Annotated in this window: 24 protein-coding genes; 8 read left to right on the top strand and 16 right to left on the bottom strand. The window is 46.6% G+C overall.

All coding sequences use genetic code 11. The annotated features are described in order from the left end of the window. The first annotated feature begins 291 nt into the window (after positions 1-291). Together OSQ85_RS03915 and mtnA are read left to right on the top strand one after the other, a co-directional pair. Complete coding sequence (locus OSQ85_RS03915; RefSeq protein WP_265821444.1) at positions 292-657, top strand: hypothetical protein; 366 nt, start codon at positions 292-294, stop codon at positions 655-657. Positions 658-685: 28 nt separating this feature from the next. Continuing rightward, on the top strand, positions 686-1,741 hold the full coding sequence (gene mtnA, locus OSQ85_RS03910) for an S-methyl-5-thioribose-1-phosphate isomerase (RefSeq protein WP_265821443.1): 1,056 nt from the start codon (positions 686-688) through the stop codon (positions 1,739-1,741). A 67-nt stretch (positions 1,742-1,808) separates the two neighbouring features. Here mtnA and OSQ85_RS03905 read toward each other — a convergent pair whose 3' ends face one another. From OSQ85_RS03905 to hemE, 14 genes are all read right to left on the bottom strand, one after another. Next, a complete protein-coding gene (locus tag OSQ85_RS03905; protein WP_265821442.1) occupies positions 1,809-2,216 on the bottom strand; it encodes a CBS domain-containing protein in 408 nt (135 codons plus the stop codon). Positions 2,217-2,227: 11 nt separating this feature from the next. Continuing rightward, positions 2,228-4,105, bottom strand: a complete 1,878-nt coding sequence (locus OSQ85_RS03900) for an acyl-CoA synthetase (protein WP_265821441.1) — start codon at positions 4,103-4,105, stop codon at positions 2,228-2,230. A 149-nt stretch (positions 4,106-4,254) separates the two neighbouring features. Further along, positions 4,255-6,174, bottom strand: a complete 1,920-nt coding sequence (locus OSQ85_RS03895) for a DUF294 nucleotidyltransferase-like domain-containing protein (protein WP_265821440.1) — start codon at positions 6,172-6,174, stop codon at positions 4,255-4,257. Positions 6,175-6,280: 106 nt separating this feature from the next. After that, positions 6,281-6,655 (bottom strand): hypothetical protein, encoded by a 375-nt coding sequence (locus tag OSQ85_RS03890; RefSeq protein ID WP_265821439.1) that lies wholly within the window; start codon positions 6,653-6,655, stop codon positions 6,281-6,283. Between the two features lie 114 nt (positions 6,656-6,769). Next, positions 6,770-8,575: a sodium:solute symporter family protein gene (locus OSQ85_RS03885; protein WP_265821438.1), complete on the bottom strand. Its 1,806-nt coding sequence runs from the start codon at positions 8,573-8,575 to the stop codon at positions 6,770-6,772. A gap of 10 nt (positions 8,576-8,585) precedes the next feature. Further along, entirely contained in the window at positions 8,586-8,840 is a 255-nt protein-coding gene (locus tag OSQ85_RS03880) for a DUF4212 domain-containing protein (protein WP_128466439.1), read from the bottom strand. A gap of 802 nt (positions 8,841-9,642) precedes the next feature. Then, on the bottom strand, positions 9,643-10,152 hold the full coding sequence (locus OSQ85_RS03875; protein WP_265821437.1) for a hypothetical protein: 510 nt from the start codon (positions 10,150-10,152) through the stop codon (positions 9,643-9,645). Further along, positions 10,121-10,969: an HDOD domain-containing protein gene (locus OSQ85_RS03870; protein ID WP_265821435.1), complete on the bottom strand. Its 849-nt coding sequence runs from the start codon at positions 10,967-10,969 to the stop codon at positions 10,121-10,123. The genes OSQ85_RS03875 and OSQ85_RS03870 overlap by 32 nt, the downstream gene beginning before the upstream one ends. 23 nt (positions 10,970-10,992) lie before the next feature. After that, positions 10,993-11,577, bottom strand: coding sequence for a hypothetical protein (locus OSQ85_RS03865; protein WP_265821434.1), 585 nt, complete (start codon positions 11,575-11,577; stop codon positions 10,993-10,995). A gap of 13 nt (positions 11,578-11,590) precedes the next feature. Beyond that, complete coding sequence (locus OSQ85_RS03860) at positions 11,591-11,986, bottom strand: hypothetical protein (protein ID WP_265821433.1); 396 nt, start codon at positions 11,984-11,986, stop codon at positions 11,591-11,593. Next, on the bottom strand, positions 11,983-12,540 hold the full coding sequence (locus OSQ85_RS03855; protein WP_265821432.1) for a UbiX family flavin prenyltransferase: 558 nt from the start codon (positions 12,538-12,540) through the stop codon (positions 11,983-11,985). Before OSQ85_RS03855 ends, OSQ85_RS03860 begins: the two co-directional genes overlap by 4 nt. An 8-nt stretch (positions 12,541-12,548) precedes the next feature. Then, a complete protein-coding gene (locus OSQ85_RS03850) occupies positions 12,549-13,397 on the bottom strand; it encodes a UbiA-like polyprenyltransferase (protein WP_265821431.1) in 849 nt (282 codons plus the stop codon). 14 nt (positions 13,398-13,411) lie between these two features. Next, complete coding sequence (gene hemH, locus OSQ85_RS03845) at positions 13,412-14,365, bottom strand: ferrochelatase (protein ID WP_265821430.1); 954 nt, start codon at positions 14,363-14,365, stop codon at positions 13,412-13,414. Continuing rightward, positions 14,365-15,372, bottom strand: a complete 1,008-nt coding sequence (gene hemE, locus OSQ85_RS03840; protein ID WP_265821429.1) for a uroporphyrinogen decarboxylase — start codon at positions 15,370-15,372, stop codon at positions 14,365-14,367. Before hemE ends, hemH begins: the two co-directional genes overlap by 1 nt. Before the next feature lie 268 nt (positions 15,373-15,640). On the opposite strand from hemE, the gene serA reads away from it, so the two are divergent. Next, positions 15,641-17,263 (top strand): phosphoglycerate dehydrogenase, encoded by a 1,623-nt coding sequence (gene serA, locus OSQ85_RS03835; RefSeq protein WP_265821428.1) that lies wholly within the window; start codon positions 15,641-15,643, stop codon positions 17,261-17,263. 132 nt (positions 17,264-17,395) lie between these two features. Here serA and OSQ85_RS03830 read toward each other — a convergent pair whose 3' ends face one another. Then, positions 17,396-18,322 carry a GGDEF domain-containing protein gene (locus OSQ85_RS03830; protein WP_265821427.1) on the bottom strand — a complete coding sequence of 309 codons (927 nt, stop codon included), beginning with the start codon at positions 18,320-18,322 and terminating at the stop codon, positions 17,396-17,398. After that, positions 18,312-19,787: a lysine--tRNA ligase gene (gene lysS, locus OSQ85_RS03825; RefSeq protein WP_265821426.1), complete on the bottom strand. Its 1,476-nt coding sequence runs from the start codon at positions 19,785-19,787 to the stop codon at positions 18,312-18,314. Before lysS ends, OSQ85_RS03830 begins: the two co-directional genes overlap by 11 nt. A gap of 271 nt (positions 19,788-20,058) precedes the next feature. Between lysS and OSQ85_RS03820 the strand changes: the two genes are divergently transcribed. From OSQ85_RS03820 to rodA, 5 genes are read left to right on the top strand one after another with little or no spacing between them, the layout of a single operon-like run. Further along, entirely contained in the window at positions 20,059-21,081 is a 1,023-nt protein-coding gene (locus OSQ85_RS03820; protein ID WP_265821425.1) for a rod shape-determining protein, read from the top strand. Between the two features lie 7 nt (positions 21,082-21,088). Continuing rightward, positions 21,089-21,880, top strand: coding sequence for a rod shape-determining protein MreC (mreC, locus tag OSQ85_RS03815; RefSeq protein WP_265821424.1), 792 nt, complete (start codon positions 21,089-21,091; stop codon positions 21,878-21,880). Positions 21,881-21,885: 5 nt separating this feature from the next. Then, entirely contained in the window at positions 21,886-22,365 is a 480-nt protein-coding gene (locus OSQ85_RS03810; protein WP_265821423.1) for a hypothetical protein, read from the top strand. Continuing rightward, on the top strand, positions 22,322-24,157 hold the full coding sequence (gene mrdA, locus OSQ85_RS03805) for a penicillin-binding protein 2 (RefSeq protein WP_265821422.1): 1,836 nt from the start codon (positions 22,322-22,324) through the stop codon (positions 24,155-24,157). Before OSQ85_RS03810 ends, mrdA begins: the two co-directional genes overlap by 44 nt. Continuing rightward, positions 24,129-25,241 carry a rod shape-determining protein RodA gene (gene rodA, locus OSQ85_RS03800; protein WP_265821421.1) on the top strand — a complete coding sequence of 371 codons (1,113 nt, stop codon included), beginning with the start codon at positions 24,129-24,131 and terminating at the stop codon, positions 25,239-25,241. Before mrdA ends, rodA begins: the two co-directional genes overlap by 29 nt. Positions 25,242-25,243: the final 2 nt, after the last annotated feature.

Raw genomic sequence — 25,243 nt, 5'->3', positions numbered from 1 at the left:
CCCTTGGTGCATTCTCTGCTAGTATAAGAATAACCGATAGGAACGCTGTGTGTCAACATTTTCCTTAAAATGGAAATAATAAAATATCCTTTATTTATAAACAATTATGCTTAATATTTGCTCACAATTATAAATTGCTGGTTAAAAAGTCATCAGATGTCTTTATCGGTCTACCATCTGCCCGTTAATGATAATTGAAAATATGAGTTTATTTATCAACGGACTGCTTGAATAGAGGTGTTTTTAAGTGTAAGATTAAAAAATACAATTATTTTTTCCGGTGTGTGGATAATGGATTTGTTTGAAAATGATAAGCGTTCCTATGCGAGAACGCCGCTCCGTACTGAGTTTTTTATCAGGAAAGAGGGAGAGGGCGAGCTTTTTGAACCATTTAAGGTTGTTGATATTTCCGAAAAAGGCATGCGTGTCAAGGATAACGGAAAACTCAGGGGTTCTGCTGCTTTTGAGATCGGCACTTATGACAAGGTCAGGGCTTTAGGCGTGAAAGACGCAGGAGAGAACCCCACCTACAACGACACTCTCTTTGTGGGCATAATGAAAGGGCGTGCCGTCTGGTTTGACGAGCACTGGACAGGAATAGAAATATACGAAATATCAAAAGAATGTGCGGAAAAGCTTCGCATGCTCTCTTACTGAAAATCAATAATTTTCATCTGGTGAATTAATGAATTCTGTTTTTAATCTGCCCGGAACCGTCGAATGGAAGGACGGCGAACTCTTTTTTCTTGACCAGACACTGCTTCCTCTGGAGGTTGTGAGCGAAAAGCAGGAAACAGCCGCACAGGTTTGGGACTCCATAAAAAGGCTTAAGGTCAGAGGTGCGCCAGCTATAGGAATCGCAGGAGCATACGGGCTTGCAGTAGGTATGAGGGATAAGCAGAACCTTTCTCCCGAAGATTTCCTTCGCGAACTTGCCGCCTGTGCAGAATATCTCAACTCATCCCGTCCGACTGCGGTTAATTTAAGCTGGGCGCTGAACAGGGTTGTTTCTAAGGTCAGAACCTGCGGAATTTCCGATTCGCGTGAGCTTTACAGGCTTCTTACGGCAGAGGCCGAGCTGATACACACAGAAGACCGCGCCATATGCGACGGAATAGGGGAGCACGGCGCGGAGCTTATAAAGGATGGAGCCGGAGTTCTTACTCACTGCAACGCCGGAGCCCTTGCCACATCCGGCATAGGCACGGCTACTGCGCCAATGTACACCGCACATGCAAAAGGGCGCAGTTTCAGGGTTTTTTCCGATGAAACAAGACCGCTTCTGCAAGGCGCCCGCCTTACCTCATGGGAATTGCAGCGCGCCGGGCTGGATGTTACTCTGATATGCGATAATATGGCCGCCTCAGTTATGGCCGGCGGCGATATTGACCTTGTTATAGTGGGAACTGACAGAGTCGCAGCAAACGGTGATGTCGCCAACAAGATAGGTACTCTCGGTGTTGCTGTGCTGGCAAAACATTTCGGCATACCTTTTTATGTTGCCTGTCCGTCGTCAACTGTTGACCTTACAACACCCTGCGGTGCGGATATTGAAATAGAGGAGCGGGAAGCCGCGGAGGTGACATCCTTCGGAGCCAGACGAACCGCGCCTGAAAATATCAAAGTGCGCAATCCTGCGTTTGATGTCACTCCCGCTGAATTGGTGACCGGAATTATTACCGAGAAAGGAATTATAAGGGCTCCGTACCAAGAGGCACTGGTAAGGATGTTCGGAAAATAGACAGGTTTTCTGTACTGCTTTTCGGGACTGCTTTTTGCGGCAATCCCGCAGCCCTCAGCGCAATGGATTAGCTGGTGAGGGCTTTCAGTACATCTCCGAGGGAAACAAGGCCTATGAGCTCATCGTTTTCTGTTACCGGAAGACGGTGAACATATTTCTCAAGCATTATTTTTGCTGCGTCTTTAACATCAGCTTCCGGGCTTATTGTGAATCTGGGTTCTGACATAACCATGCGCACAGAGTTATCCGTAAGTTCTTTGATGTCAATAAGCGGAATGGCGTCTGCATCGTTAAGAATATCGGGCAGAGCCATCATAACGTCTGATTCGCTGAAAACACCCACAATCTTTTTGCTGCTGTTAATAACAGGAAGTCCTGAAATCTTGTTTGTTCTGAGGCGGAGGATAACCTCTTTTATCGTCTCATCAGGTCTCGCTGTGATGACCTTGGTTGTCATTATCTCTCTGATCTTCAAATTGAACTCCTTTACATCTGCATTGCTATATCTTTAAGCAGATCGCGGAGAATTACCCCGTCGGGCGATTTCGGCAGTGTCCTTGTGAATCTTATTTCACTGGGCAGAGCGATTTCACCGATTTCTTCAATAATCCGCTCTCTTAATTCTCTGACAGTGGTGTCGTGATAGCTTTCATCTATTTCTTTTTTCAAAACGCTGAATGCAATAAGAGCATCCCCGCGTTTCTCATCGGGAATGCTGACCACGGCGCAATCTTCAACGTTGTCGTGTGTTTTTATAGCTTCTTCAATCTCAATCAAGCTGAGCCTTTTACCGCCCAGGTGGAGAACATCGTCCATCCTGCCTTTTAGGGTGAGATAACCGTCTGAATTGATTTCGGCCGAGTCTCCTGTTTTGAAGAATACATTATTATTATAAGATTTCCAGTAAATTTTTTTATAAGTGTCATAGGAATTATTTATAGTTCTGCACAGTGACGGCATAGGTCTGTCCAGAACCAGAGCGCCCTGAGTGTCAGGTTCCGGAAGTATTTCACCGCTGGCGCTGTTGATTATCTTCACCGAAACTCCCGGAAGAGGTTTTGCAACCGTGCCGGGTCTGCATTCCTCATAACCGGGTATGGCAGACGCAATCGCGCCTCCGGTCTCAGTAATGGAGTATATGTCGAAAAGGGCAGCGTTATAGTTGCCCAGTGCTCTGGCTGTCCACTCCCTGACATCGTCTGTCATTTTCTCTCCGCCGGTGGCTATCAGTTCAAGGGTGTCGAGCTTCATATACTTCTTCTTTTTTTGCGCTGCGTTCATAAGAGATTTCAATATTGACGGACGGGTGTATAGTTTGTTTACGCAGAATTTGTCGCATATGTCGTAGAATCTGTGTGCGTTTTCCATGTCGATTGTATCTTCAAAGACAAGAATTGTCTCACCTGCCATGAGGGGGCCGTACACAAGGTAGGAGTGCCCGGTTATCCAGGCAATATCCGCCGTGCACCAGAAAGTGTCCGTGTCGCGCGCGTCAAACATCAGCAGATACGAGAAATAAGCCCAGAGAAGATAGCCCGCAGTGTGGAAAACAAGCGCTTTCGGGTCTTTCATGTTTGTTGAGGTGTAAAGCATAAACATGGGGTCTTCGGCGCGGGCGAATTCATGCCCCTGATTTTTTGCTATAGAGTAATGCTCATCACTGATGAGATCATGAAACCATATATCCCTGAGCGGCTTCATGTGTACCCTTTTGGATACCCGCTCCACAACTATGCAGTACTGCGGCTGATGGTCGGAAATTATCAGAGCGTTGTCCAGCTTGTTTTTCAGGTTCTGGTTAGCGGTGACAGTTCCGTCAGCGGTGATGATTACCTTCGGGCGGCAGTCGTTTATTCTGTCAGCCAGAGAGTCAGTGGAATAACTGGTGTGGTACACAATATGCACTGCGCCGAGCTTAACACAGGCAAGCATTGAGATAATAAGCTCAGGTATATTGGGAAGATGAAGCAGAACCTTGTCACCTTTTTTGAGTCCGAGTTTTTTTAATGCGGATGCGCATTTTATTATCTCAGAATAAAGAGACTGATATGTATAAACCATCTGGGAGTGATCCGCGCCTTTCCAGATGATTGCCGCTTTATTTTTCTTTGTGGTATTAAGATGCTTACCGAGAATATTCTCAAGCGGGCAGAGGGTTCCGTTCTCATAATATTTCGGTGAAAATTTTTCCCCCCAGTACAGGGAAGTGTATTCCTTCTCCCATACCAGATATTTTCTGGCGATATAATCATGAAACTTCTCATAGTCTCCGCTGAGGGAGCGCAGTTTATCCATCTCCGCCTTATCAAGAGAATGTCTCTGGAAGTTTTTGCAGTTTTCGGCCAGTCTCGAATAAATGGACATGCTTCACCTCTGTGATGCTGAAAAATAACACGTTTGTTTAAAAATACACAAGTGCAAAATTTATATCTATTATGCTAATAGGCGCTTTTTTAATGAAAATGAATAGGTCTTGTTTTAAATTATATAATTAAAATGTTCCTGTTCTGTTTTCAGCGTCCTATTATTTTGGAGAAATATCTCTTAGTTGAGTCCTGAAGCTTGCTTGTCACCTTGAATGCTTCTTTCAGAAGATCCGCCTCCTGATCGCTGAGTAAATCGGGATCAAGGTAATGGCTGGGGGCGCTGCCCTGTTCTATGAGGTTTATCTCATTCTGGAGACGAAGGTAAGTAAAGGACTCAAAAGCTGCCTTAAGGTTCTCAATAGTTGACTTATTAAACAGCTTTCTTTCCAGAAGAACATCAAGCCTGTCCAGCGTGGTTACTGCGTGCACACCCTGCTCAAGGGTGAACATACGGGCGCAGTCCACTATAAATATGCTGCCGTTCTCCTTGAGTGACAGCTTTCCCTTATGCTCTTTTTCGCCGGATGTGATGAATCTGCCCAGAAGGTTCAGTGGAACCTTGTGTTTGAAATCCAGCTCCATCATCTGAAAAAGAAAGAGGGGGTTGGCCTTTATTTCCTGAAAAACTGTTTCTCTCAGGCTGTTGCAGAGCGATTCCTCCCCAACGATGGGCATAAAGTCGAAAAATATTGATGAATAACGCACTCGCTGAGGTTCCGGAACACGCACCCATCTGCTGACTCTCTCCTTCCATTCGGAAAGCCGTCCGCGCCAGTCGGGATTGTTTACCATCACCTTGCCGTTGCAGAGGTGGTAGCCTACATCCGCCAGGGCAGAGACAAGCCTTTCTGCAAGCGGGTCAAAAAATGCTTCCACATCTTCATGGATCTCGTCAGGGTAGTCCTCGAATATGAAGCCGTTGTCCTGATCGGGCCCAAGAAGCATCTCTTTCCGCCCGCCGCTCCCCATTATTATGAAGGTGTATTTGACAGGCGGAAGGCTGTGCCCCTCTTTCAGCATGGAGGCAAGAACCACCTCAAAGCAGCGGCGTATTATGCTGTGATGTATATAGGAGAGGATTTCCATTGTTTCAACATGGGAGCGGTTTTCGGCCAGAAGAATTTTGGCAACTTTCACAATTTCGCCCCTGATGTGGGTGAGCTCTTCTATTGTTTCCGCTTCCTTTGCGCTGCCCACCAGAAGCATTGACTTCTGACTGCGGAATTTCATCAGATCCTGAATGGAGACTATACCGACTATATTATTCCCTTCAAGGATGGGAAGATGCCTGATGCTGTGGCGGAGCATGAAGGTTGCGGCCTCATACATATATGTATCCGGGCGCATGAAGATTGGGTCCGGAGTCATTACATCTTTTGCTGTGAAATGTTTGAGGCAGTTGTCCGTATCAGTGGCAAGCACCTTGCGCACCATGTCCCTTTCCGTGATTATACCAGCCATGTTGCCGTCATCCCCGCGGACTACAAGGGCGGCTATGTCAAGCTCGGTCATTTTCATTGCGATGTCGCGCACCGGAGTTGTGAGTTTGCAGGTTTCCACGGGTCTGGACATTATCTCTATAAGGCGCTTCTGAAAAGGGTATGCCTCAATCTGCGCCATGGGGTCAAGGGATTTGTGCTCCGTCATTTCTCGATAGAGCTTTCTGATCTGCGAATAGATCGCTTTGCTGAAATAGTTCGATATTATAGGGTGCTGCTGGGAAAGACTGAGCAGCGGCTCTTTAGGGATAAGCAGGCAATGGGTTTCCTCCATTGTTTTTGCACCGGCGGCGTAGTTTTCGCTTGTGAATATGGGCGACCAGCCGAAGAAGCCTCCCGGTTTGCGGTAGTCCACCACCATCTCCACACCTTCGCCTGTTTCCGCGGTTATTTCCACCAGCCCGCTTTGTATGAAGTATAAATATCCGTTAGGTTCGGAACGCTGGGTAAAGAGTACGACTCCGCCGGGATAAACGGCGCTTTTGGAGAGAGATTCAATGTCATCTGCCGCTTTCTGCGGAATATGGTTAAAAGGTTCGCATTCGTGCAGTCTTTTCAGCTCGCTCATAGTGTTTACCCCGTAAATGGATGCTCTGTGTCATTATAACAAAAAAGTCCCCGGCCGGAGACTTTTTTGAAGAAAACATAAATATAAAAACAGTAAGACAGTCAGTTTATTCGGCGGCTGCTACCTTTTTCTTTCTGCCGAAAACAAAGGGGTGCGCCTGCTGACGGAGAATGAAGTCCGCGAAAATCTTACCCCATATGGTTATGCCTGCCATTGCAGACCATTTGTCATAGGGGTAACCGAGGGCTACCACGCCGAAGGCGGTCCAGAGAGTGAAAAGTCCCGCAACGAGGTTTATTGTCCCTGCGAACGGAGCCCATTTTTTGGGGTTCGCAGGCGGTTCGCCGCGTTTAAGGGCGACTTCCGAATAGTTGTTCTGTATCAGAATACGCCATGCACGGCGGAGCCAGAAAAAGGTCAATGGGAACAGCGCAAGAAACAAAACCCATGTGAGCGCCAGACTAACGTAAGAATAATGCATGTAAAAACTCCTTTTAATATTACGGCAACCTGTACCTTCTTCTTAAAGCGCTCCGCCGGAAGACGCTCCGGCGGAGCATTGGTTAATCAAGCTTGGTCAAAGGAAAGAGGTCTATCAGTGTCCGCCAGTGGCTTCGCCGGCGCCTCTGGGGATACGTACATTTTCTACCATCTCAGCTATATGAGAGGGAACGGGTGCTGTCATGTTCTTAACAGCGAATGCCACTGCAAAGTTTATTACTGCGCCTACTGCTCCGAAGCCATTTGGAGATATTCCGAAGAAGAAGTCCTTACCGCCGAAGAACTGGTAAAATTCAGTTCCTTTGATGTAGAATATGCCGGTGTGTGCAAAAACATAGAACATAGTGGCGAAGAGACCTGCGAGCATGCCCGCTATCGCGCCCTGTTTGTTCATTGTTTTGCTGAATATTCCCATCATAAGTGCGGGGAAGAGGGATGATGCCGCAAGACCGAAGGCTAGCGCCACTGTACCTGCCGCAAAATCGGGCGGGTTCATGCCGAGGTAGCCGGAACCGACTATTGCCGCAGCCATGGCTATTCGTCCTGCCATCAGCTCGCCTTTCTCAGTGAGATCCTTCATGAACATGTTTTTCAGAAGGTCATGAGAAATTGCGGATGATATAGCAAGGAGAAGACCTGCCGCAGTTGAGAGAGCAGCCGCAAGACCGCCTGCCGCCACAAGTGCTATAACCCAGTTAGGGAGCCTTGCGATTTCAGGGTTTGCGAGAACTATAATATCGTTGTTAACTGAGAGCTCGTTGCCCTGCCAGCCGGCTTTCCCTGTTTTAGCGAGGAACTCAGGATCTTTTGATTTATCGTTGTAGTACTGGATGCGGCCGTCAGCGTTTTTGTCTTCAAATTTAAGAAGTCCTGTAACTTCCCAGCGTTTGAACCACTCCGGACGGTTGTCGTATTGTATGCTTGCTTCTTCTGCAAAAACATCGCCGCCGGACTGGACAGCAGTGTTTATTGTGGAGTGAAGGTTAAGGCGAGCCATAGCAGCAACTGCGGGTGCAGTTGTGTAAAGGATCGCTATGAAAACCAGCGCCCAGCCTGCTGAGGAACGGGCGTCCTTAACTTTGGGAACCGTGAAGAAGCGGATAATAACGTGGGGCAGCCCCGCAGTACCTATCATCAGTGACGCAGTGGCCATAAACATGTTCAGTTTGTTGCCGGGGAGTGCGGTTGTGTACTCCCCGAAGCCGAGGTCGTTTACGATGTGGTCAAGCTTTTCGAGCATGTGCATGTCTGAACCGCTGAAAATTGAGCCGAGACCGAGCTGAGGAATGGGGTTGCCTGTGAGCTGGAATGATATGAATATCGCAGGGATTGTATATGCGACGATCAGAACCCAGTACTGGGCAACCTGAGTATAGGTAATCCCTTTCATACCGCCGAAAACCGCATAAACGAAAACTATCGCCATACCGACTACAACGCCTACGTTATTGGAGACACCGAGAAAGCGGGAAAATGCCACGCCGACACCGGTCATCTGACCGATAATATACGTGGTTGAAGCTACCAGAAGACAAATTACCGCCACAATTGTAGCTGTGTCGGAATAGAAACGTGCTTTGAAGAAATCAGGTACTGTGAATTTTCCGAATTTTCTCAGATAAGGTGCCAGAAGCATGGCGAGGAGAACGTAGCCCCCAGTCCAGCCCATAAGGAACAGTGCACCGCCGTAACCCATATAGCCGATCATACCGGCCATTGAGATGAAGGACGCAGCAGACATCCAGTCCGCTCCGGTCGCCATACCGTTCGCTATGGGGTGAACGCCGCCGCCCGCTACATAAAACTCTTTAGTACTGCCGGCGCGCGCCCAGAATGCTATACCTATGTAAAGGGCGAATGTTAAACCGACTACCAGATAAATCGTTGCTTGCAAACTCATTATGCCCTCCTTACTTTTCTTCTACATCAAATTCTTCGTCAATTTTGCCCATCAGCTTTGCATAGATGAAGATGAGAGCGACAAAGATATAGATGGAGCCCTGCTGTGCAAACCAGAAACCGAGGGGGTAACCGCCGAGTTTGATTTTGTCCAGCGCGCTTGCGAACATAATTCCTGCTCCGTAAGAGCATAAGAACCATACGATCAGGACATTGCGAATGAGTCCTAATACTTTTTTCCAGTAAAGCTCATGTGACTTTTCCATAAAAACAACACCTCGCTAAGTTAATTCTGTACTCCTGTGGTTTTCGGGCCTTGTTTAAGCGTGGACAGCCTCCCTTAATCATTGTAAAATACAGGTTAATATATAAGTTTATAATTAACCCTATTTTCTGTTCAGATAATAGTAAACCGTTTTAAAATTGTCAACACTAAAAAAACCAGTATTATATATGGTTTGTGTGCAGTATACAATTTTACCATTTCTAAGTTACGGTAAAAATTAAATATTGGTATGTAATCCTGCGTTCAATGTTCCTGAAAAAAAAGTTTATAAAAGCAGAAAACAGCTTTATTTTATAGTTTATATACGAGACAAAGTTTCATGCCTTGTTATTTGCTTAATATCTTATCTATAAATGTTTATATAAATTTTAAACACACCCTTACACTTGTTTACAGTGCTAAAAATGTATTTAACATTAAATCCTGAATATATGTAAAACAATGCTGTTCCCGGAATCTGTTGTCAGTATATTCAGTTTTTAACTGTTTAATGTGTTTTATAAATAGAACTATGTTTTCAGATATTGACGCTAAAGCTTCCGGAAAAGTATCAGAGGGAATGATTTGTCAGATTAATCAGTTTACTGTCAGAAAAATTAAAATAAATATATTAAAAGTAAAAGGTGGCTGCATGGAAGCTTCATGCGCACTTATATTTCATTTTAACATACAAAATGTCCATCTGTTGTAAAAAAAGTAAATGCAGGTGCGGATGAATAGGGGGAGGATCGGGGAAAGCAGTCCTGCCCTCTTAAAGGTCTGATAAGAGGGCAGGGGGTTGTTTACTTATCTTTCTTAATGAGTACGAGCCTGATTGTGCCCTTAATGGGCTGGAAGAAATAATCCGGTGTGTCGGCGGTTGTCTGCCCCTGTTTAACGAAAGTGTCCTCTTCGGCGGGCATGAATTCATAAGCCATTATGAGCTCTTTTTCGTCCTTTGAGGGTACATAAAATTCAAAAGCCTTGTGACTGAGCATTTTTATGCTGCCGAGGTTTTTGATTACGTGTGATTTTTCCTGATACTGCCCTCTGAGAGCATCCGAAACATCAAGAGTTACGTTGCTGGCAAAGGTTCTGCTTATGTTCTGGATTACGCCTTTAACCATGATTCCGCTGCCCATGGGTGAAAAATCGTAAAAGGCTCTGAAATGCTCAGACACAGCCACATAGCCGTAATCCTCGCGCAGTTCGCTGGTCGGCTTGTAGTTCAGCGGGGCTCCTGCGCATGAGACTGCGAAGATGCAGGCGCACAGCAGAAGGCTAAATTTTAAAAAGTTCTTTTTCTTTTTCATATATGTCCATAAGTGCCGATTCGAGTTCATCTGCATCCTCCGGTGTCATTCCGAGATATTTCATTGAAATCTGGAATTTCTCTGTATCGTGATGGTTGTTGATTCCTATCAGTTTGGATTTGGTCAGGTTGTTGGCGAAGCATATAAGATGCGCCAGATCCTTATAACTGCTTTTGTCAGGCTGGTGATGCCAGCGCACAACGTCAGTGAGGTGTCCGGGCATGCCCCATTTCTCCAGAGCCAGCCCGCCGACATCAGTATGGTCAAAGCCGAGGTTTTCGTTCTCCATCTGCCTGAGATCCAGCTTTTTGTTGTATGCGTCCTGCACTATGGACTCGTAGCTGCTCACCTCTTTTGCCAGTATAAGCTGACCAAGGTCATGCAGGAGTCCTATTATGAAGCATTCCTCCGCAAGGGCAGGTTTCGCTTTCAGAGCTGTAAGACGTGCGCTGATGGCGACAGTGAGTGAATGTTCCCAGAGCTTCTGTTCCAGCAGACGCAGATTGCCTGAACCGAAAAGAGCCTTGGATGAGAGTGAGATCACAAGGTTTTTCACTGTGCTCATCCCAAGGTAGGTTATCGCCTGTTTTATTGTGGAAATTTTTGAAGAGGGGCTGTACAGGGCGGAGTTCGCCAAGCGCAGAATCTCCGTTGTAAGCCCCATATCCTTGGAAACGCAGTAAACCAGATCCGTTACGTGATATTCCGGATTTTCAAGGATTTTCACCACCTTAAACGCCGTCTGGGGTATTGGGGGAAAATCCCTGACCGAGTCCAGTATGCTTTTCAGTTTGTCAGACTCATTAATCCGTTGCATTCATCTACCGCGAAGACTTTTTTTTATTCGTCGTCTTTGTTGTCGAGGGGTATGGATTTTGCCTCTATCGCTTTTCTTGAAGAGCTTTCGGGCTCTTTTGACACGGGCTGTTCCTTCGTTCTTTTCTTAATGTCGGCTATATCAAGATTTTTATCGGCGATTTCAGCCTCAATGGATTTTATCATTGAGTACTCAGGCTCAATCATATCCACTTCAAGGTAGCCTTCCTTAACGAGTTCAATGGCTTTTTTGCCGAGGAGCTTGAGTCTTTCGTCCTTTTTCTTTTTAAGCGCGACTATATCAAGCTTGATTTTAGCTATTTTGGTGAGGCGGAGGACTTCTTCCTTGCCTTTTTCATAGCTTTCTTTCAGCCAGTCGCCCATTTTTTCGCCTGTGTTGTGGACTTTATCTTCGAAGGAGCCGTGTCTGTGTTTGTAGTTGCCGTAGTTGCTGCGTTTTTTGGCCTGCTCACGGGGGTCTTCCTTCTCATCAGTTTCTTCATCAAGGTCAACGTCTGAGCAGCAGGATGAATCATGGGCAAACTTTTTACGTGCCTCAAGCTCTTCTGTTTCTTCTGTCTCTTCCTGACTGCGTTTTTCTTTATCCATAATTTCCTCCTGTTTATCTCGTCAGAATCTCTATTTTTTCCTGCTGCAGATAAATTATGCAGATCAGGATGATATTTACAAGAAGCGAGAATATAAACAGCACATACCCTGCAATATATGCCTTTGACTCCTTTACCGCAGCTTTTTTTGCCGGGAAGAGATTTTTTATCTCAACCCACGGGGCGTAAACTGTTGCGGCCATATCGGTTTCAAGGATTGTTCCGTTTTTGAGAGCCTCCAGAAGCTCCCTTTCGCTGAGCCCCTGTTTTGTCTCTCCTGCTGTCATTACATCAAACTTAGCGGCCTTTTTTTTAACCGGGTAGGTGCGCCCGCAGGAGGGGCACTCCGTTTTCTTCCCTGCTTTGAAGGAAAACTCAGCCGAGCAGTTTTTACATATGCCTTTTATCATTCCCATCTTTTAAAAAGCCTGTGGTCTGTTTTAAGTATATCAAATATTTTCCCGATCATGAAAGAGATAAGATCGTCAATGGATTCCGGTTTGTGGTAAAAAGCAGGTGCGGCAGGGATAATGACCGCCCCGGCTTTGGCAAGTCTGGTAAGGTTTTCCAGATGTATCAGGTTCAGCGGAGCCTCCCTGAACAGGATAATCAGATCCCGCCTCTCCTTCATTGCCACATCAGCGCAGCGCTCCACCAGATTAGAACTCACTCCGGAGGCTATTCTTCCCACGCAGCCCATGGACGCAGGAGCTATTATGTAATGATCCACCATGAAAGAGCCGCTGGAGACCGGGGCGGAAAAGTTTCTGCTGTCATGGAAGATGACATTTCCGCCGTACTGGGCACTGCCGGGCTCTTTCCCTGTTTCGATCCTGATATTCTCATACCCGTCGGGCGTTATGCAGACATGTACCTCCGCATCAAGCTTTGCAAGCTCGTCCAGAAGTCTGAGTCCGTAAACAGCCCCGCTTGCGCCGGTTATGCCGAGAAAAAACTTTTTCATAAGTTATATTAAAGAAATATATCGACGGCTGTAAAGAGGAATATGGTTACGCTGATGTAGGCGTTCAGGTTGAAAAAAGCCATATCCAGCTTTGAAAGATCATTCGGTTTGAGGATAGCGTGCTGATACAGCATGAAAATACCTGTAAGCATCACTCCGGCGAGATATACCCACCCCAGACCAAACATGAACTTAGCTGAAAAGAAAATCAGGAAAGCCAGAGCGTGAAGAGCGCGGGCAAGGTACAGGGAGCCTGTGACTCCTATATATCTCGGTATGGAGTGAAGGTTCTCTTTTCTGTCGAAGTCAATGTCCTGACAGGCGTAAACTATGTCAAACCCCGCCACCCAGAGAAGGACGGCGAGCCCCAGCATCACTATGGACGTGCTCACTTCACCTCTTACAGCTACCCACGCGCCTATGGGTGCAAGACCCAGCGCCACGCCGAGAACAATGTGGCAGAGAAACGTGAAGCGTTTGGTATATGAATAGAGTATGAAAATTCCCAGAGGAATAGGGGATAGCCAGAAGCAGAGCGGATTGAGCATGTATGCGGCGAAAAGATACACTGCAAACGATACCGCTGTGTAGAGTCCTGCCTCTTTTCTGCTTATTCTGCCCGCGGGAATATCTCTCTTTGCGGTTCGGGGATTGCGCGCATCTATTGCCGCATCCGCAAGCCTGTTAAAACCCATAGCGCCGGAACGTGCGCCGAGAACGGCTATGACTATCCATAAAACCGTAGGGAGCGACGGCAGACCCTCAGCCGCCAGAAGCATTCCGGTGAACGCGAAGGGGAGGGCGAACAGAGTATGTTCCACCTTTATCATGCTTAAAAATGTCTTAAACTTTTCCAATTTTAGTCACCAAATCAACTGAGAATGATATTATAAATGCTTTCGGCAAAGTCATCCGAAGCGTTGAGGCTTTCTATCCTCGTTATATTTATTCCCTTAGCCTTTATGTGGCTGATATATTCTTCATCAAGCTCAATGAGCGTCTCTATATGATCGGAAACAAATGAGATCGGCACAACGATTATATTGTCCGTGCCCGCATCGGCAAGCTGGTCAAGCTTTGTGCTTGTCTCAGGTCCGAGCCACTTCACGGGGCCTGTGCGGCTCTGATAAGCCAGAGAGTAGTTGTAATGGCGGAGCATATCTTTGATATAGTTTATCTGCTCTTCCAGATGGATGGTGTAGAGATCCCCTTTTGCGAGGGTGTATTCCGGCAGTGAGTGAGCGGAATAGAGAATGTGGCACTCAGTGAGCGGTTTCCCAAGGGATTCGGCAGCTTTGTAAATGCGCGCTATGAGGCAGCTATTGTAGCTTTCGTTAAGATGCCAGAACGGGATGCGCTTCATGTGGCCTTTGATGCTGACGGTTTTCAGCTTTTCCTCAAACCTTTTGAAGCAGAGCCCGCTTGTGGTGTAGGAGTCCTGCGGGTACATGGTCATTACGTATATATTGCCGAACTCCGAGCCGTCCAGCCTGTTCAGCTCGTCTTCAATATACGGGTGGTAGTAGCACATTCCGGTTCTGACCTCCAGTTCCCTGCCTGTTTTGGCATGGTATACGGAAGCTGTTTTTTCAAGAACGGTTTTCATGTGCTTTAACTGAGGTGAGGAGCCGCCCATTTTTTCATATAAAGGGGCGACTTTTCTGGAACGCGATTTCGCTATTATTCCCGCCAGAATATTCTGCGGCCATGAACCGATTTTAAAATCGATTATGGTGCGGTCTGAAAACAGGTTTTTGAGAAAGGGGCGGATCGCCTCAACAGAGTCGGGCCCGCCCATATACATAGCGAAAAGAAGGTCTTTCATTAAACGCCTTTAACTATATCCACAAGGTGCTTGACATTTTCAACCGGAGTCTTGGGCATTATGCCGTGGCCGAGGTTGAAGATGTGCCCTTTGAGCGATTTTCCTTCCTCAAGGATGATGTTTGCGTATTTTGTGATTGTGTCCTTATCAGCGAAAAGAAGCGCCGGGTCCATATTCCCCTGAAGGACAAACTTGTGATCCAGAGCGGCATCTGCCTGTTTAAGGCTTATTTTCCAGTCCACGCCGAGGGCGGCGCAGTTCAGGTTTTTAATAAGCGGGTAGAACGATGAACTGTCTTTTGCGAAGTAGATGAAATGAGCGCCTTTGACAGATTCAGCAACCCTCTGCACATAGGGGAATATGAATTCTTCGTATTCGTATGTGGAGACAAGCCCCGCCCATGTGTCGAACATCTGCACAACGGGGCAGCCGCTGTCAACCTGAGCCTGGAGGTAGGAGATAGTGTTGTCCGTAAGTTTTTCCATCAGCACTGTGTAGGCCTTTGTGTTGTTGTGCATGAGTTTTTTGACTTCGAGGAAGCTTTTTGAGCCTTCACCCTCTATCATGTAGCAGGCAAGGGTGAAAGGTGCGCCAGAGAAGCCTATAAGCGGCACATTCAGCTTACTGATCATGAGCTTGATGGCATCCATGACGAACTTAAGCTCCGTTTTTGGGTTTACAAGCCTCATCCTGTCTGCGTCCTCAAGGGTTCTGACAGGGTTTGAAATATATGGAGCGGGTTTGAAATCCAGATTAACTCCCATAGGCTCGATGGGAACGAGAATATCGGAAAAAAGTATTGCGCAGTCCAGCCCGAAAGCATCTATAGGCTGAAGCACGACTTCGCAGGCAAGCTCAGGGGTTTTGCAGAGCTCAAGGAAGCTGACCTTACTTCTCACGTCTCTGTATTCCTTCATGTACCTTCCTGCCTGCCTCATAAGCCAGATGGGTGGTCTGTCGGTTTTTTCCCCGTTCAGTGTTCTTAATAAAAGGTCATTGAAAGCCATTTAGTTCTCCGTGAAATTTTTTGATACCATTATAATTGCCATGAAACTATAGCAACACATCCTCATTCTGCCAAGTCAATTAGTATACCCATGATTGTAAAAATTATGATCCGGACAAATTTAAGCTCTTTTCATTTGTTAATTCCGTTCTATTTCGGTTAATATTTAGTATCTTATTGCGATCTGATAAGCGTTTTGGTAGTCTGTACGCTCCCGCTGAGTTCGTCAGGGACGGGATGCAAATTATACCTATAGAAGAGGGCAGCGAATGGCAAAATTTGATGTAATAATCACGGATCATATCTCCGAGGAAGGCGTTAAGATACTTAAGGATGCGGGAGATATAAACGTAGACATCAGAGCCGGCATTAAAAATGACGACCTGAAACAGATTATCGGCAACTACGACGCAGCAATCACGAGAAGCGGAACCACCGTCACAGCCGAACTCATAGAAAACCCCGGCAAGCTCAAAATTCTCGGCCGTGCGGGTGTGGGTCTTGACAATGTGGATATAGAAGCCGCCAGCAAGAAAGGGATAATCGTTATGAACGCCCCCACGGGCAATACTCTTGCCGCGACAGAGCTTACAATGGGCATGATGCTTGCCGCTGTGAGGAAAATTCCCGCTGCGAATGACTCTGTAAAATCTGTCAAATGGGACAGAAAGAAGTTCATGGGTATTCAGCTTCACGGTAAAACCCTCGGTATAGTCGGCCTCGGACGTATAGGCGGAAATGTTGCCATCAGGGCGAAAAGCTTCGGAATGAAAATTGTCTCCTTTGACCCGTACATAAAACAGGCCAAAGCGGATGCTCTGGGAGTTACCCTCTGTGACAGCCTTGAGGAGGTTCTCAGGCAGGCGGATGTTATCACCTTCCATACTCCGCTTACGGATGAAACCAAAAACCTGATCACAAAGAAAGAGATAGATATGATGAAGGACCACGTGGTGATCGTTAACTGCGCCAGAGGCGGTATAGTTAATGAGGACGATCTCTACGATGCCCTCGTATCCGGCAAGGTGTTTTCTGCTGCCGTGGATGTTTTCACTAAGGAGCCCCTCGGCGAAAACAGGCTTCTTACCCTCGACAACCTCTTTGTTACGCCCCACATAGGCGCAAACACAGAGGAAGGTCAGCGTGATGTGGCTCTTCTCATCTGCCAGCAGGTGGTGAACGCTCTGCACGGCAAATCATACGAAAACGCCGTTAATATCCCCTTCATGAAGTCTCAGCTCAGTATTGAAATGCAGAAATACTTTGAGCTTATTGAAAGAATGGGGCATCTCCTTGCGCAGCTCACAAAAGGCAGGCCTGAAAGAGTGGAAGTTACGATGGTGGGACATAAATTTGATGAAGACTTCTTTGAGAGAACCTTCGACACGCCGTTTAACTTTCAGGCTTTCACAATAGCCGGCCTCAGAGGGCTTCTTGAGTTCAATGTGAAAGAGACTGTTTCCTACATAAACGCCCCGTACATCGCAAAAGACAGAGGCATAGACATTCAGGAGAGCAAGACTCTTTCATACGGCAAGTTCAATGACCTGCTTGTCATGAAGGTGACTACGGATAAAGAGGAAAAGGTGATAGGCGGAACTGTCTTCCCTGATGGTTACGGCCGCATTACCATATTCGATCAGTTCTTCCTTGATATGATCTGTCAGGGCACATACATCTATATCAGAAACACCGACACACCCGGCGTTGTGGGCAAGATAGGAACCCTGCTCGGCAATAACAATATCAACATAGCGGGCTTTGAGCTCAGCCGCCTGAAAGGCGGGGATGCAATTTCGTTCATCTCCGTTGACAGCGAAGTTCCGAAAACTGTTCTTGATCAGATTCAGGCGATCCCCGGCATAATAGAAGCCAAGGTCGTTACTCTTTAATATTAATGATTGAATTAACAGTATAACTGCGGCAGGAATCCGGACGGCGGACATAACCCGCCTTCCGGAGGAAGCTGCTGTCTGAAACGGGCGGAATGCGGTATTTTTATTTTTCTGAAAAATCGGTGAAATTTAAAGAACGGTGGTGCGGTCTCTGCCGTCGCGTTTGCTGATGTAGAGGGCTTTGTCTGCGTTCTGGATCATCTCTTCGGAGTGGGAGAACTTCTGGTCAAACTCTGTTACGCCTGCGCTGAATGTTATTTTGAAACATCCTGTTTCGCTTTCAAAAACTATTTCTTTCAGCCCCTGCTTGATTCTTTCAAGGGCTATTACTGCGTGTGCAGTGTCTGTTTCCGGGAAAACGATTGCAAATTCCTCCCCGCCGTATCTTGCTGCTATGTCCGTTTCGCGGATATTTTCGCCTATGATGACAGCAAACGCGCGGAGAACTTCATCACCTTTTGGGTGTCCGTAACTGTCGTTGACTTTTTTAAAGAAGTCCAGATCGAGGAGGGCAACAGTAAATCTGTTGCCGTATCTTTTGGATTTATCAAATTCGCTTTTAAGTCTGTCTTTAAAATATGAGTGGTTGTACAGAAGCGTAAGTCCGTCTTTTTTCGCCATTTGCTCAAGAAATTCGTTCTGTTCCAGAACATTTGTGGATGCAAAAGCAAGCTCAAAGACCGTGTTTTCAAGCTCTTCCGTCTTTTTTTGCAGCTCAACAGTCATGGCGAAATATTTCACAAGGGTATTGTAGTGGATTATGAGATCCTCAACCGGATCATCGATGTGCGTAAACTCAAAGAAGAAATCCTTGGAAAGTGACAGAAAATGATGGTCAAACTCTCTGTTTGCAATAAACAGAAAGAAGTTCTCTGACGACATCATGGAAGCAAGCTTTTCCGCAGTATCATCTTTGCGGACTTCGTAAATTATCACCTTGGAACCGTCCTCTTTGCGGGCGCAGTCCCAAGGTATGCTTTCCGGAAAAAGCTGCTTCAGTGTTTCTGTCGTTTCATCGCTTTGTGTGCAGCGGTAAACTGTGGGACTAACCTGCATCCTCCGGTCTCATATGTGGGAAGAGAATTACTTCTCTTATGGACTGGCTGTCAGTGAGCAGCATCACCAGTCTGTCTATACCGAGACCCGCGCCAGCCGTGGGCGGAAGCCCGTATTCAAGAGCGCGGATATAGTCGCTGTCCATTGCGTGGGCTTCTTCGTCCCCCGCTTCTTTTTCAGCAACCTGTTTCTCAAATCTTTCTTTTTGGTCTATCGGGTCGTTGAGCTCATTAAAACCGTTGGAAACCTCAAAACCGCCTATGAAAAGCTCATAGCGCTCTGTAATTTCCGGATTATCCTTTCTTGATTTGGCAAGAGGGGAAACCTCTTTGGGATAATCTGTAATAAATATCGGATCAAAAAGTTTTTCCTCAACTGTATTCTCAAAAATTTCCAGAACTATTCTTCCTCTGCCCCAGTTTTCGTTTATAAAAATACCTAAGCCTTCGGCGGTTTTTCTGGCTGAGTCATAATCTGCAAGCTGCTCCTGAGTGATCTCTTTTTCACCGAGTTCAACAATAGCCTGCTCCATGTTCATCCTTTTCCACGGGGACTCAAGATCTATTATACGCCCATTGAACGGAATTTTCGCTGTTCCGCATATTTTTACGGCAATATTTCTCACAAATTGTTCGATCATGTCCATGAGGTCGTGGTAATCGGCATATGCCATGTACCATTCTATCATGGTGAATTCGGGGTTGTGGCGTGTGGAAAGCCCCTCATTGCGGAAGCTCCGGTTAATTTCAAAAACACGTTCAAAACCGCCGATAACAAGCCTTTTGAGGTAAAGCTCCGGTGCAATGCGCATGTACAGCGCCATATCCAGCGCATTGTGATGCGTGATAAACGGTTTCGCCGTCGCACCGCCCGCAATAGGCTGCATCATGGGGGTTTCAACCTCCATAAAGTCTTTGGAGAGGAAGAAGTTCCTTACCTCCTGTATGATAGCGCTTCTTTTGCGGAAAATGTCACGTACATTATCATTAACTATAAGATCTACGTATCTCCTGCGGTATCTCTGTTCAACGTCTTTCAGGCCGTGAAACTTCTCCGGCAGGTCTCTGAGGGTTTTTGTGAGCAGGCTGAATTTCTCTGCATAAACGGTGAGTTCGCCTGTTTTTGTTTTGAAGACAAAGCCGGAGATACTCACAAAGTCGCCTACATCGGTGAGTTCAAACACGCTGTACTGCTCTTCCGGTAAGTCGCCTTTTTTGAGATAAGCCTGAATATTTCCCGTTCTGTCTTTAAGGTTGAGGAAAGTAGCCTTGCCGAACTGCCTGATCGCCATGATGCGCCCGGCAACGGTGAAGGTGTATTTTTTTTCAAGAAGTTCATGTCCGTCAGTGTTTTCGAATCTTTCCGACACGTCCTTTATGCTGAAAGGAACCTTGAATGAGTTTACATAAGGTTGAACTTTTTTTTCGGCCAGTTTTTGAAGTTTTTCCAGACGGTGCTGATCCATGTTGAGTGTGTTTTCTCCTTAATGATTGCCTGCGGCGAAACCCTTTGCTGAAGCAGTTTTCAAAGGCAGGATGTAATATATGAATAATGTGTTTTATCCATCTTAATGTGTTGACTTGTTATACAAAAATCTTTAATCTATTACAAGAAAGAAATTATTTATGACCTTTCCGGCATTTGAAGTGTCATTAATTTTGCCGAAACCGTCACATAATAGTTGCATAAGCATGAGTTTTGATTTATTTCAGCATGCAAGCCGGAGGTAAAAAGGAATGTTAAACGGTCTCTACAATGTTTTTTCTAGCGACCTTGCCATAGATCTCGGAACAGCCAACACACTGATTTACGTTAAAGGCAAGGGCGTAGTTTGCGATGAACCCTCAGTCGTCGCTATAAACAACCATAACAAAGAAACCCTCGCAGTGGGGGACGAAGCAAAATGCATGCTGGGAAGAACTCCGGCAAACATAGTTGCCATCCGCCCCATGAAGGACGGGGTCATAGCCAGCTTTGAGCATACGGAAAAGATGCTCCGTTATTTTATCCAGAAAACACTTAATAAGAAGAAATTCATCGGTCCCCGGATCGTTATATGCGTTCCCTCCGGCGTTACTCAGGTTGAAAAGCGCGCTGTGAAGGATTCTGCCATTCAGGCGGGAGCCCGCGAGGTTTACCTTGTTGAGGAACCCATGGCTGCTGCCATAGGCGCCGGTCTGCCCATCGAGGAACCTTCAGGCAACATGGTGGTGGATATAGGCGGCGGAACAACGGAAGTTGCTGTCATATCCCTGTCAGGTATAGTTTACTCAAACTCTGTCCGTGTCGGCGGGGATGAGATGGACGATGCCATCGTCAATTACATCAAGAGAAAATACAACCTTCTCATCGGTACAAGCACCGCAGAGAAAATCAAAAAGGAAATAGGCTCCGCCTTCCCCATGGAAGAGCGTAAAACCATAAAAATCAAAGGACGCGACATGGTGTCCGGTATTCCTCAGACGAGAGAAATCTCAGACGCGGAAGCCAGAGAAGCCATAGAGGAAGCTGTGACCAAAATTGTGGACGCGGTGAGAATCGCCCTTGAGAAAACTCCGCCTGAACTTTCTGCCGACATAGTAGACAGAGGCATAGTGCTCACAGGCGGCGGCGCGCTCCTTAAAGGACTTGACAAACGCCTTGAGTCAGAGACCAAGCTCCCCATTCTTGTTTCAGACGATCCGCTCAGAGCGGTGGTGATGGGAGCCGGCAAGGTGCTTGACAATATCGAGCTGCTCAAAAAAGTAACCATAGACTAGTTTGCCAATGAACGGCTGGAAAAAGATAGCAGGAATAACAGCCTTTCTTCTTTTCCTTATTCTGCTTCAGGTGCAGAACCCTGAAATTAACGGACCATTCAAGGGGATTTTCGGCAACGTCGTAAATCCCTTTATTTATTACTCTTCCAAGACTGCCGGATTTTTCGGCGACGTGTGGACCGGGTATATAAATCTTGTTTACGTCCGTCAGGATAACCTTGACCTTAAGGATAAGAACGACAGGCTGAAAATGGAAAACTCCCTCCTTCGCGAAAAGGTTCTGGAATATGAAAGGCTGAAAAAGCTTCTTAACTTCAAAGAGGCATACAGCTTTCAGTCTGTTGCGTGCAATGTTGTGGGCAGAAACGTTGACGGCTATCTGAAATACATAATAATAGACCGCGGTTCGGAAGACGGGATCGAAGTGAAAGATCCGGTAATCAGCTTTGAGGGTCTGGTGGGTTCCGTCAGCGAGGTGTACAACAACACCGCGCGTGTTGACGTTATCCTTAACATAAAAAACAATGCCAGCGTTATGAATAAACGCACCAGAGCGGTGGGCATAATAAGAGGCAACGGCGAAGGCCAGCTTGTGGTTGACTACTACGACAGGCTGGACAAGGTTCAGATAAAGGACGAGCTTATAACATCAGGCCTCGGCGGTGTGTACCCCAAAGGGATAGCGGTCGGCGTGGTGGACAGGGTGGACGTGCGGGACACCGGTCTTTTTCAGGATCTGTTCGTGCGTCCCGTTGTGGATTTCTATAAGCTGGAAAATGTTCTGGTGCTGAAAAGGTAGCGCTTATGTATTATGTGCTGCTGATTCTCACTCTTCTTGTTCTCCATGTTCTGGCGAATTCGGTTTTCGGTTTTCTGAACCCTGTTTCGTTCATACTGATCGTCTATATTGCTGTACTGGAAAAACTGGATGAAACAAACTACATCTGGCACGCGGTTATTTTCGGTCTTTTCAGTGATTTTGTCCGGAGCGGGTATCTGGGGCCGGGAGTCTTGATCTATTTCTTCTACGGAGTAATCACCCTCAAGGCAGGCGTGTTTTTTGACATGCAGAAGTTTTTTTCCAGATTCTTTTTCCGTTTCGGACTTATCGCCATACATGTCTTTCTGAATATGGCAATGAACGATTATCTGAAAACACCGTTCTTAGGCGCATATCTGTATTATCTGTTAATCAACACTCTTGCCTTGGTAGCGCTTGTGTTAGTCACGGAGGTCACCGGTGCTTTTAAAAGTACTGAAAGACGAAGTTCTGGAGTATTATAAGCGCAGAACCTACTGGTTCATCGGCATAGTCATCCTGATGTTCGCCGGTCTTGTAGTACGTCTGGTTTATCTTCAGATATATGAGTTCGACAAATATAAAAGGCTTTCGGAGAATAACCGCATCCGTATCGTTAAGGTGCGTGCCGACAGAGGCTTTATATTCGACCGCAAGGGAAGACTCCTTGTCAAAAATACCCCCAGCTACGAGCTTAAGGTTGTAAAAGAGGATGCCGGGGATATTGACGAGCTTATTCAGGGGCTTTCAAAATATGTGCATATAGACCGCGAGTATGCAATGAAATCAATCAGACGCTCATATTTCTATGAACCTGCGGTTATAGCCCGCGGGCTCACTTTTGAGCAGGTTGCCGAGATTCTCGAAAACTACAATGACTTCAAAGGGCTTGAGGTGGATATAGAATCGGTAAGGGAATATCTGGACAGCAGAGCCTTAAGCCATATACTCGGTTATCTCTCAGAGGTTACTGAGAATGACCTCAAGAATGACTCCTCATATTCCAGCGGGGATATGATAGGTAAAACCGGAATAGAAAGAGTTTACGAGCAGGAACTGAGAGGAGTGGACGGCGCAAGGCAGGTAGAGGTGGACAGCTACGGCCGCCCGATCAAAACCCTTTCCGAGAAGCACACTATCACCGGAAACGACCTTGTTCTCACTCTTGATATGGATTTACAGAGATCTATCCATAATATCTTCGAAGGGAAAAAGGGCGCCGCTGTTGTGCTTGATATAGAAACTTTCGGCGTAATGGCGCTTTATTCAGCGCCTACATACGACCTTAATATATTTTCGCCCTTTCACACCTCCGGGGAAAGAATGGGTATTATGACCGATCAGACAAAGCCTCTCCTTAACAGAGCCATTGAGGGTGCTTATCCTCCCGGTTCGGTTTATAAGATTCTCATGGGGATGGCGGGGCTTCTTGAAAGGAAGATCTCTCTTGATTCAAGGGTAACATGCACAGGGGAGATGCGTTACGGCAACTTCACTTACAGATGCTGGAAGAAGGAAGGGCACGGCTCACTTGCTCTAATAGATGCCATAGCCGAATCCTGCGACGTGTATTTCTATCAGCTTGGGCTTAACCTCGGCATTGACGACATCGAGAAGTATTCGACAACTCTGGGTCTCGGCAAAACCACAGGCATTGATCTCCCCAACGAAAAATCAGGCTTCTTCCCCGGAAGAGACTGGAAAAGACGCAAGTTCAAGGAGTCATGGTATCCGGGCGAAACGATCATCACCAGCATAGGGCAGGGTTATATGACTACCACACCTCTTCAGATAGCTGTGATGCTCGCGGGTATTTTTAACGGCGGAACGGTTATGAAGCCGAAGGTGGTTGAGTTTGTGCATAACCCTGTCACCGATGTTAAGATACATACGCCGATGGAGACAGTGGCGGAGATTGAGATCCCCAAGTGGATAGATGACGCACTCATGGACGGCATGGTGAAGGTTATCTACGGAAACACGGGAACAGGTTACAGGGCAAGGGTGGAAGGGGTAAGCTACGGCGGCAAGACTGGCACTGCACAGGTTGTTTCCCTGAGCAAAACGGAGCATATGAAAGACGATGAGATACCTGAGTTCATGCGTGACCACGCATGGTTCGGTGCTGTTGTCCCGGAGGATAACCCGAAATACGCCATTGCCATTCTTATGCAGCACGGAGGCTCAGGCAGCAGAAGCGCCGCCCCGGTTGCAGGCGCAATCGTCAATAAACTTGTGGATTTAGGATATGTTAGGGCTGAAAAAAAAGGAAATTGAGAATATAGACAAGGCGCTTGTCACAATCATTGCCATAGTTCTGACAATGAGCTGCGCCGCCGTTTACAGTGCATCATTTGATGCTCAGGCGGATGTGATAAGAGATTATTATGAAAAACAGGTTCTCTGGGTTGTTCTGGGCTTTGCGGTTTTCTTTTTTATATCGTGGGTGGGACACCAGCGTTTGGTAAAGTATCTCCCGGTGCTTTATGTTTTGGGCTGTGCGGCGCTTTTTTTTGTTCTTCTCATGCCGCCTATTATGGGCGCAAGAAGATGGATTATTATTGGCGGTTCCCGTATTCAGCCTTCGGAGTTCTTTAAATTTATCTGGGTACTGACTCTGGCGCGCATGTTTATCTCATACGATGATCTCAAACTCGGTTTTAAAGATATTTTCATAAAGATTCTCCCGCTTTTGCCTCCGTTTATTCTGATATTTCTCCAGCCGGATCTCGGAACAGCGGGCAGCTTCCTTGTAATCTGGGGTATTGTTATTCTCTTCATAGGCATCAAACGCATGCCGTTTGTTTTTGCCGCAGTTTCCGCCGCAGTGTTCCTGCCTGTGATGTGGATGTTTTTCCTGAAAGACTATCAGCGCCAAAGGGTGATGACATTTCTTGACCCGGAGAAAGATCCCTTCGGTTCAGGCTATCACGTTATTCAGTCCAAAATAGGCATAGGCAGCGGCGGAATCTGGGGCAAAGGCTTCATGGAGGGGACACAGTCCCATCTTAAGTTTATCCCGGAAAGGCATACTGACTTCATTTTCTCCGTTGTGGCGGAAGAGACCGGACTCGTCGGCGCTTCCATAATAATCTGCATGTTTCTGTTTATGATTGTGCGTGTGCTGAGCATCTCAATGGAAACCAGGGAAGCCTCCGGCAAGGTCATATGTGTTGCCGTTGCAGCTTATATATTCTTTCAGTTTTTTGTAAACTCCGCCATGACAATGGGCATAATGCCTGTTGTGGGTATACCCCTGCCCATATTCAGCTACGGCGGGTCATCACTGCTTACATTCATGGCGATGCTTGGTCTTGTGAACAGCGTCGCAATGCGAAAATACAATCCAATAGGCGCGTAATT

The organism is Geovibrio ferrireducens (assembly GCF_026226615.1).
Classification (GTDB): Bacteria; Chrysiogenota; Deferribacteres; order Deferribacterales; family Geovibrionaceae; genus Geovibrio; species Geovibrio ferrireducens.
Note: the sequence above shows the minus strand (reverse complement) of the source record. Positions and strands in the feature narration are given on the sequence as shown.

Bases quoted from the DNA above. Each gene is read 5' to 3' on its own strand.
- OSQ85_RS03915 (WP_265821444.1), top strand. From the start codon at position 292: ATGGATTTGTTTGAAAATGATAAGCGTTCCTATGCGAGAACGCCGCTC.
- mtnA (WP_265821443.1), top strand. From the start codon at position 686: ATGAATTCTGTTTTTAATCTGCCCGGAACCGTCGAATGGAAGGACGGC.
- OSQ85_RS03900 (WP_265821441.1), bottom strand. From the start codon at position 4,105: ATGTCCATTTATTCGAGACTGGCCGAAAACTGCAAAAACTTCCAGAGA.
- OSQ85_RS03895 (WP_265821440.1), bottom strand. From the start codon at position 6,174: ATGAGCGAGCTGAAAAGACTGCACGAATGCGAACCTTTTAACCATATT.
- OSQ85_RS03890 (WP_265821439.1), bottom strand. From the start codon at position 6,655: ATGCATTATTCTTACGTTAGTCTGGCGCTCACATGGGTTTTGTTTCTT.
- OSQ85_RS03885 (WP_265821438.1), bottom strand. From the start codon at position 8,575: ATGAGTTTGCAAGCAACGATTTATCTGGTAGTCGGTTTAACATTCGCC.
- OSQ85_RS03880 (WP_128466439.1), bottom strand. From the start codon at position 8,840: ATGGAAAAGTCACATGAGCTTTACTGGAAAAAAGTATTAGGACTCATT.
- OSQ85_RS03875 (WP_265821437.1), bottom strand. From the start codon at position 10,152: ATGAAAAAGAAAAAGAACTTTTTAAAATTTAGCCTTCTGCTGTGCGCC.
- OSQ85_RS03870 (WP_265821435.1), bottom strand. From the start codon at position 10,969: ATGCAACGGATTAATGAGTCTGACAAACTGAAAAGCATACTGGACTCG.
- OSQ85_RS03865 (WP_265821434.1), bottom strand. From the start codon at position 11,577: ATGGATAAAGAAAAACGCAGTCAGGAAGAGACAGAAGAAACAGAAGAG.
- OSQ85_RS03860 (WP_265821433.1), bottom strand. From the start codon at position 11,986: ATGATAAAAGGCATATGTAAAAACTGCTCGGCTGAGTTTTCCTTCAAA.
- OSQ85_RS03855 (WP_265821432.1), bottom strand. From the start codon at position 12,540: ATGAAAAAGTTTTTTCTCGGCATAACCGGCGCAAGCGGGGCTGTTTAC.
- hemH (WP_265821430.1), bottom strand. From the start codon at position 14,365: ATGAAAGACCTTCTTTTCGCTATGTATATGGGCGGGCCCGACTCTGTT.
- hemE (WP_265821429.1), bottom strand. From the start codon at position 15,372: ATGGCTTTCAATGACCTTTTATTAAGAACACTGAACGGGGAAAAAACC.
- serA (WP_265821428.1), top strand. From the start codon at position 15,641: ATGGCAAAATTTGATGTAATAATCACGGATCATATCTCCGAGGAAGGC.
- OSQ85_RS03830 (WP_265821427.1), bottom strand. From the start codon at position 18,322: ATGCAGGTTAGTCCCACAGTTTACCGCTGCACACAAAGCGATGAAACG.
- lysS (WP_265821426.1), bottom strand. From the start codon at position 19,787: ATGGATCAGCACCGTCTGGAAAAACTTCAAAAACTGGCCGAAAAAAAA.
- OSQ85_RS03820 (WP_265821425.1), top strand. From the start codon at position 20,059: ATGTTAAACGGTCTCTACAATGTTTTTTCTAGCGACCTTGCCATAGAT.
- mreC (WP_265821424.1), top strand. From the start codon at position 21,089: ATGAACGGCTGGAAAAAGATAGCAGGAATAACAGCCTTTCTTCTTTTC.
- OSQ85_RS03810 (WP_265821423.1), top strand. From the start codon at position 21,886: ATGTATTATGTGCTGCTGATTCTCACTCTTCTTGTTCTCCATGTTCTG.
- rodA (WP_265821421.1), top strand. From the start codon at position 24,129: ATGTTAGGGCTGAAAAAAAAGGAAATTGAGAATATAGACAAGGCGCTT.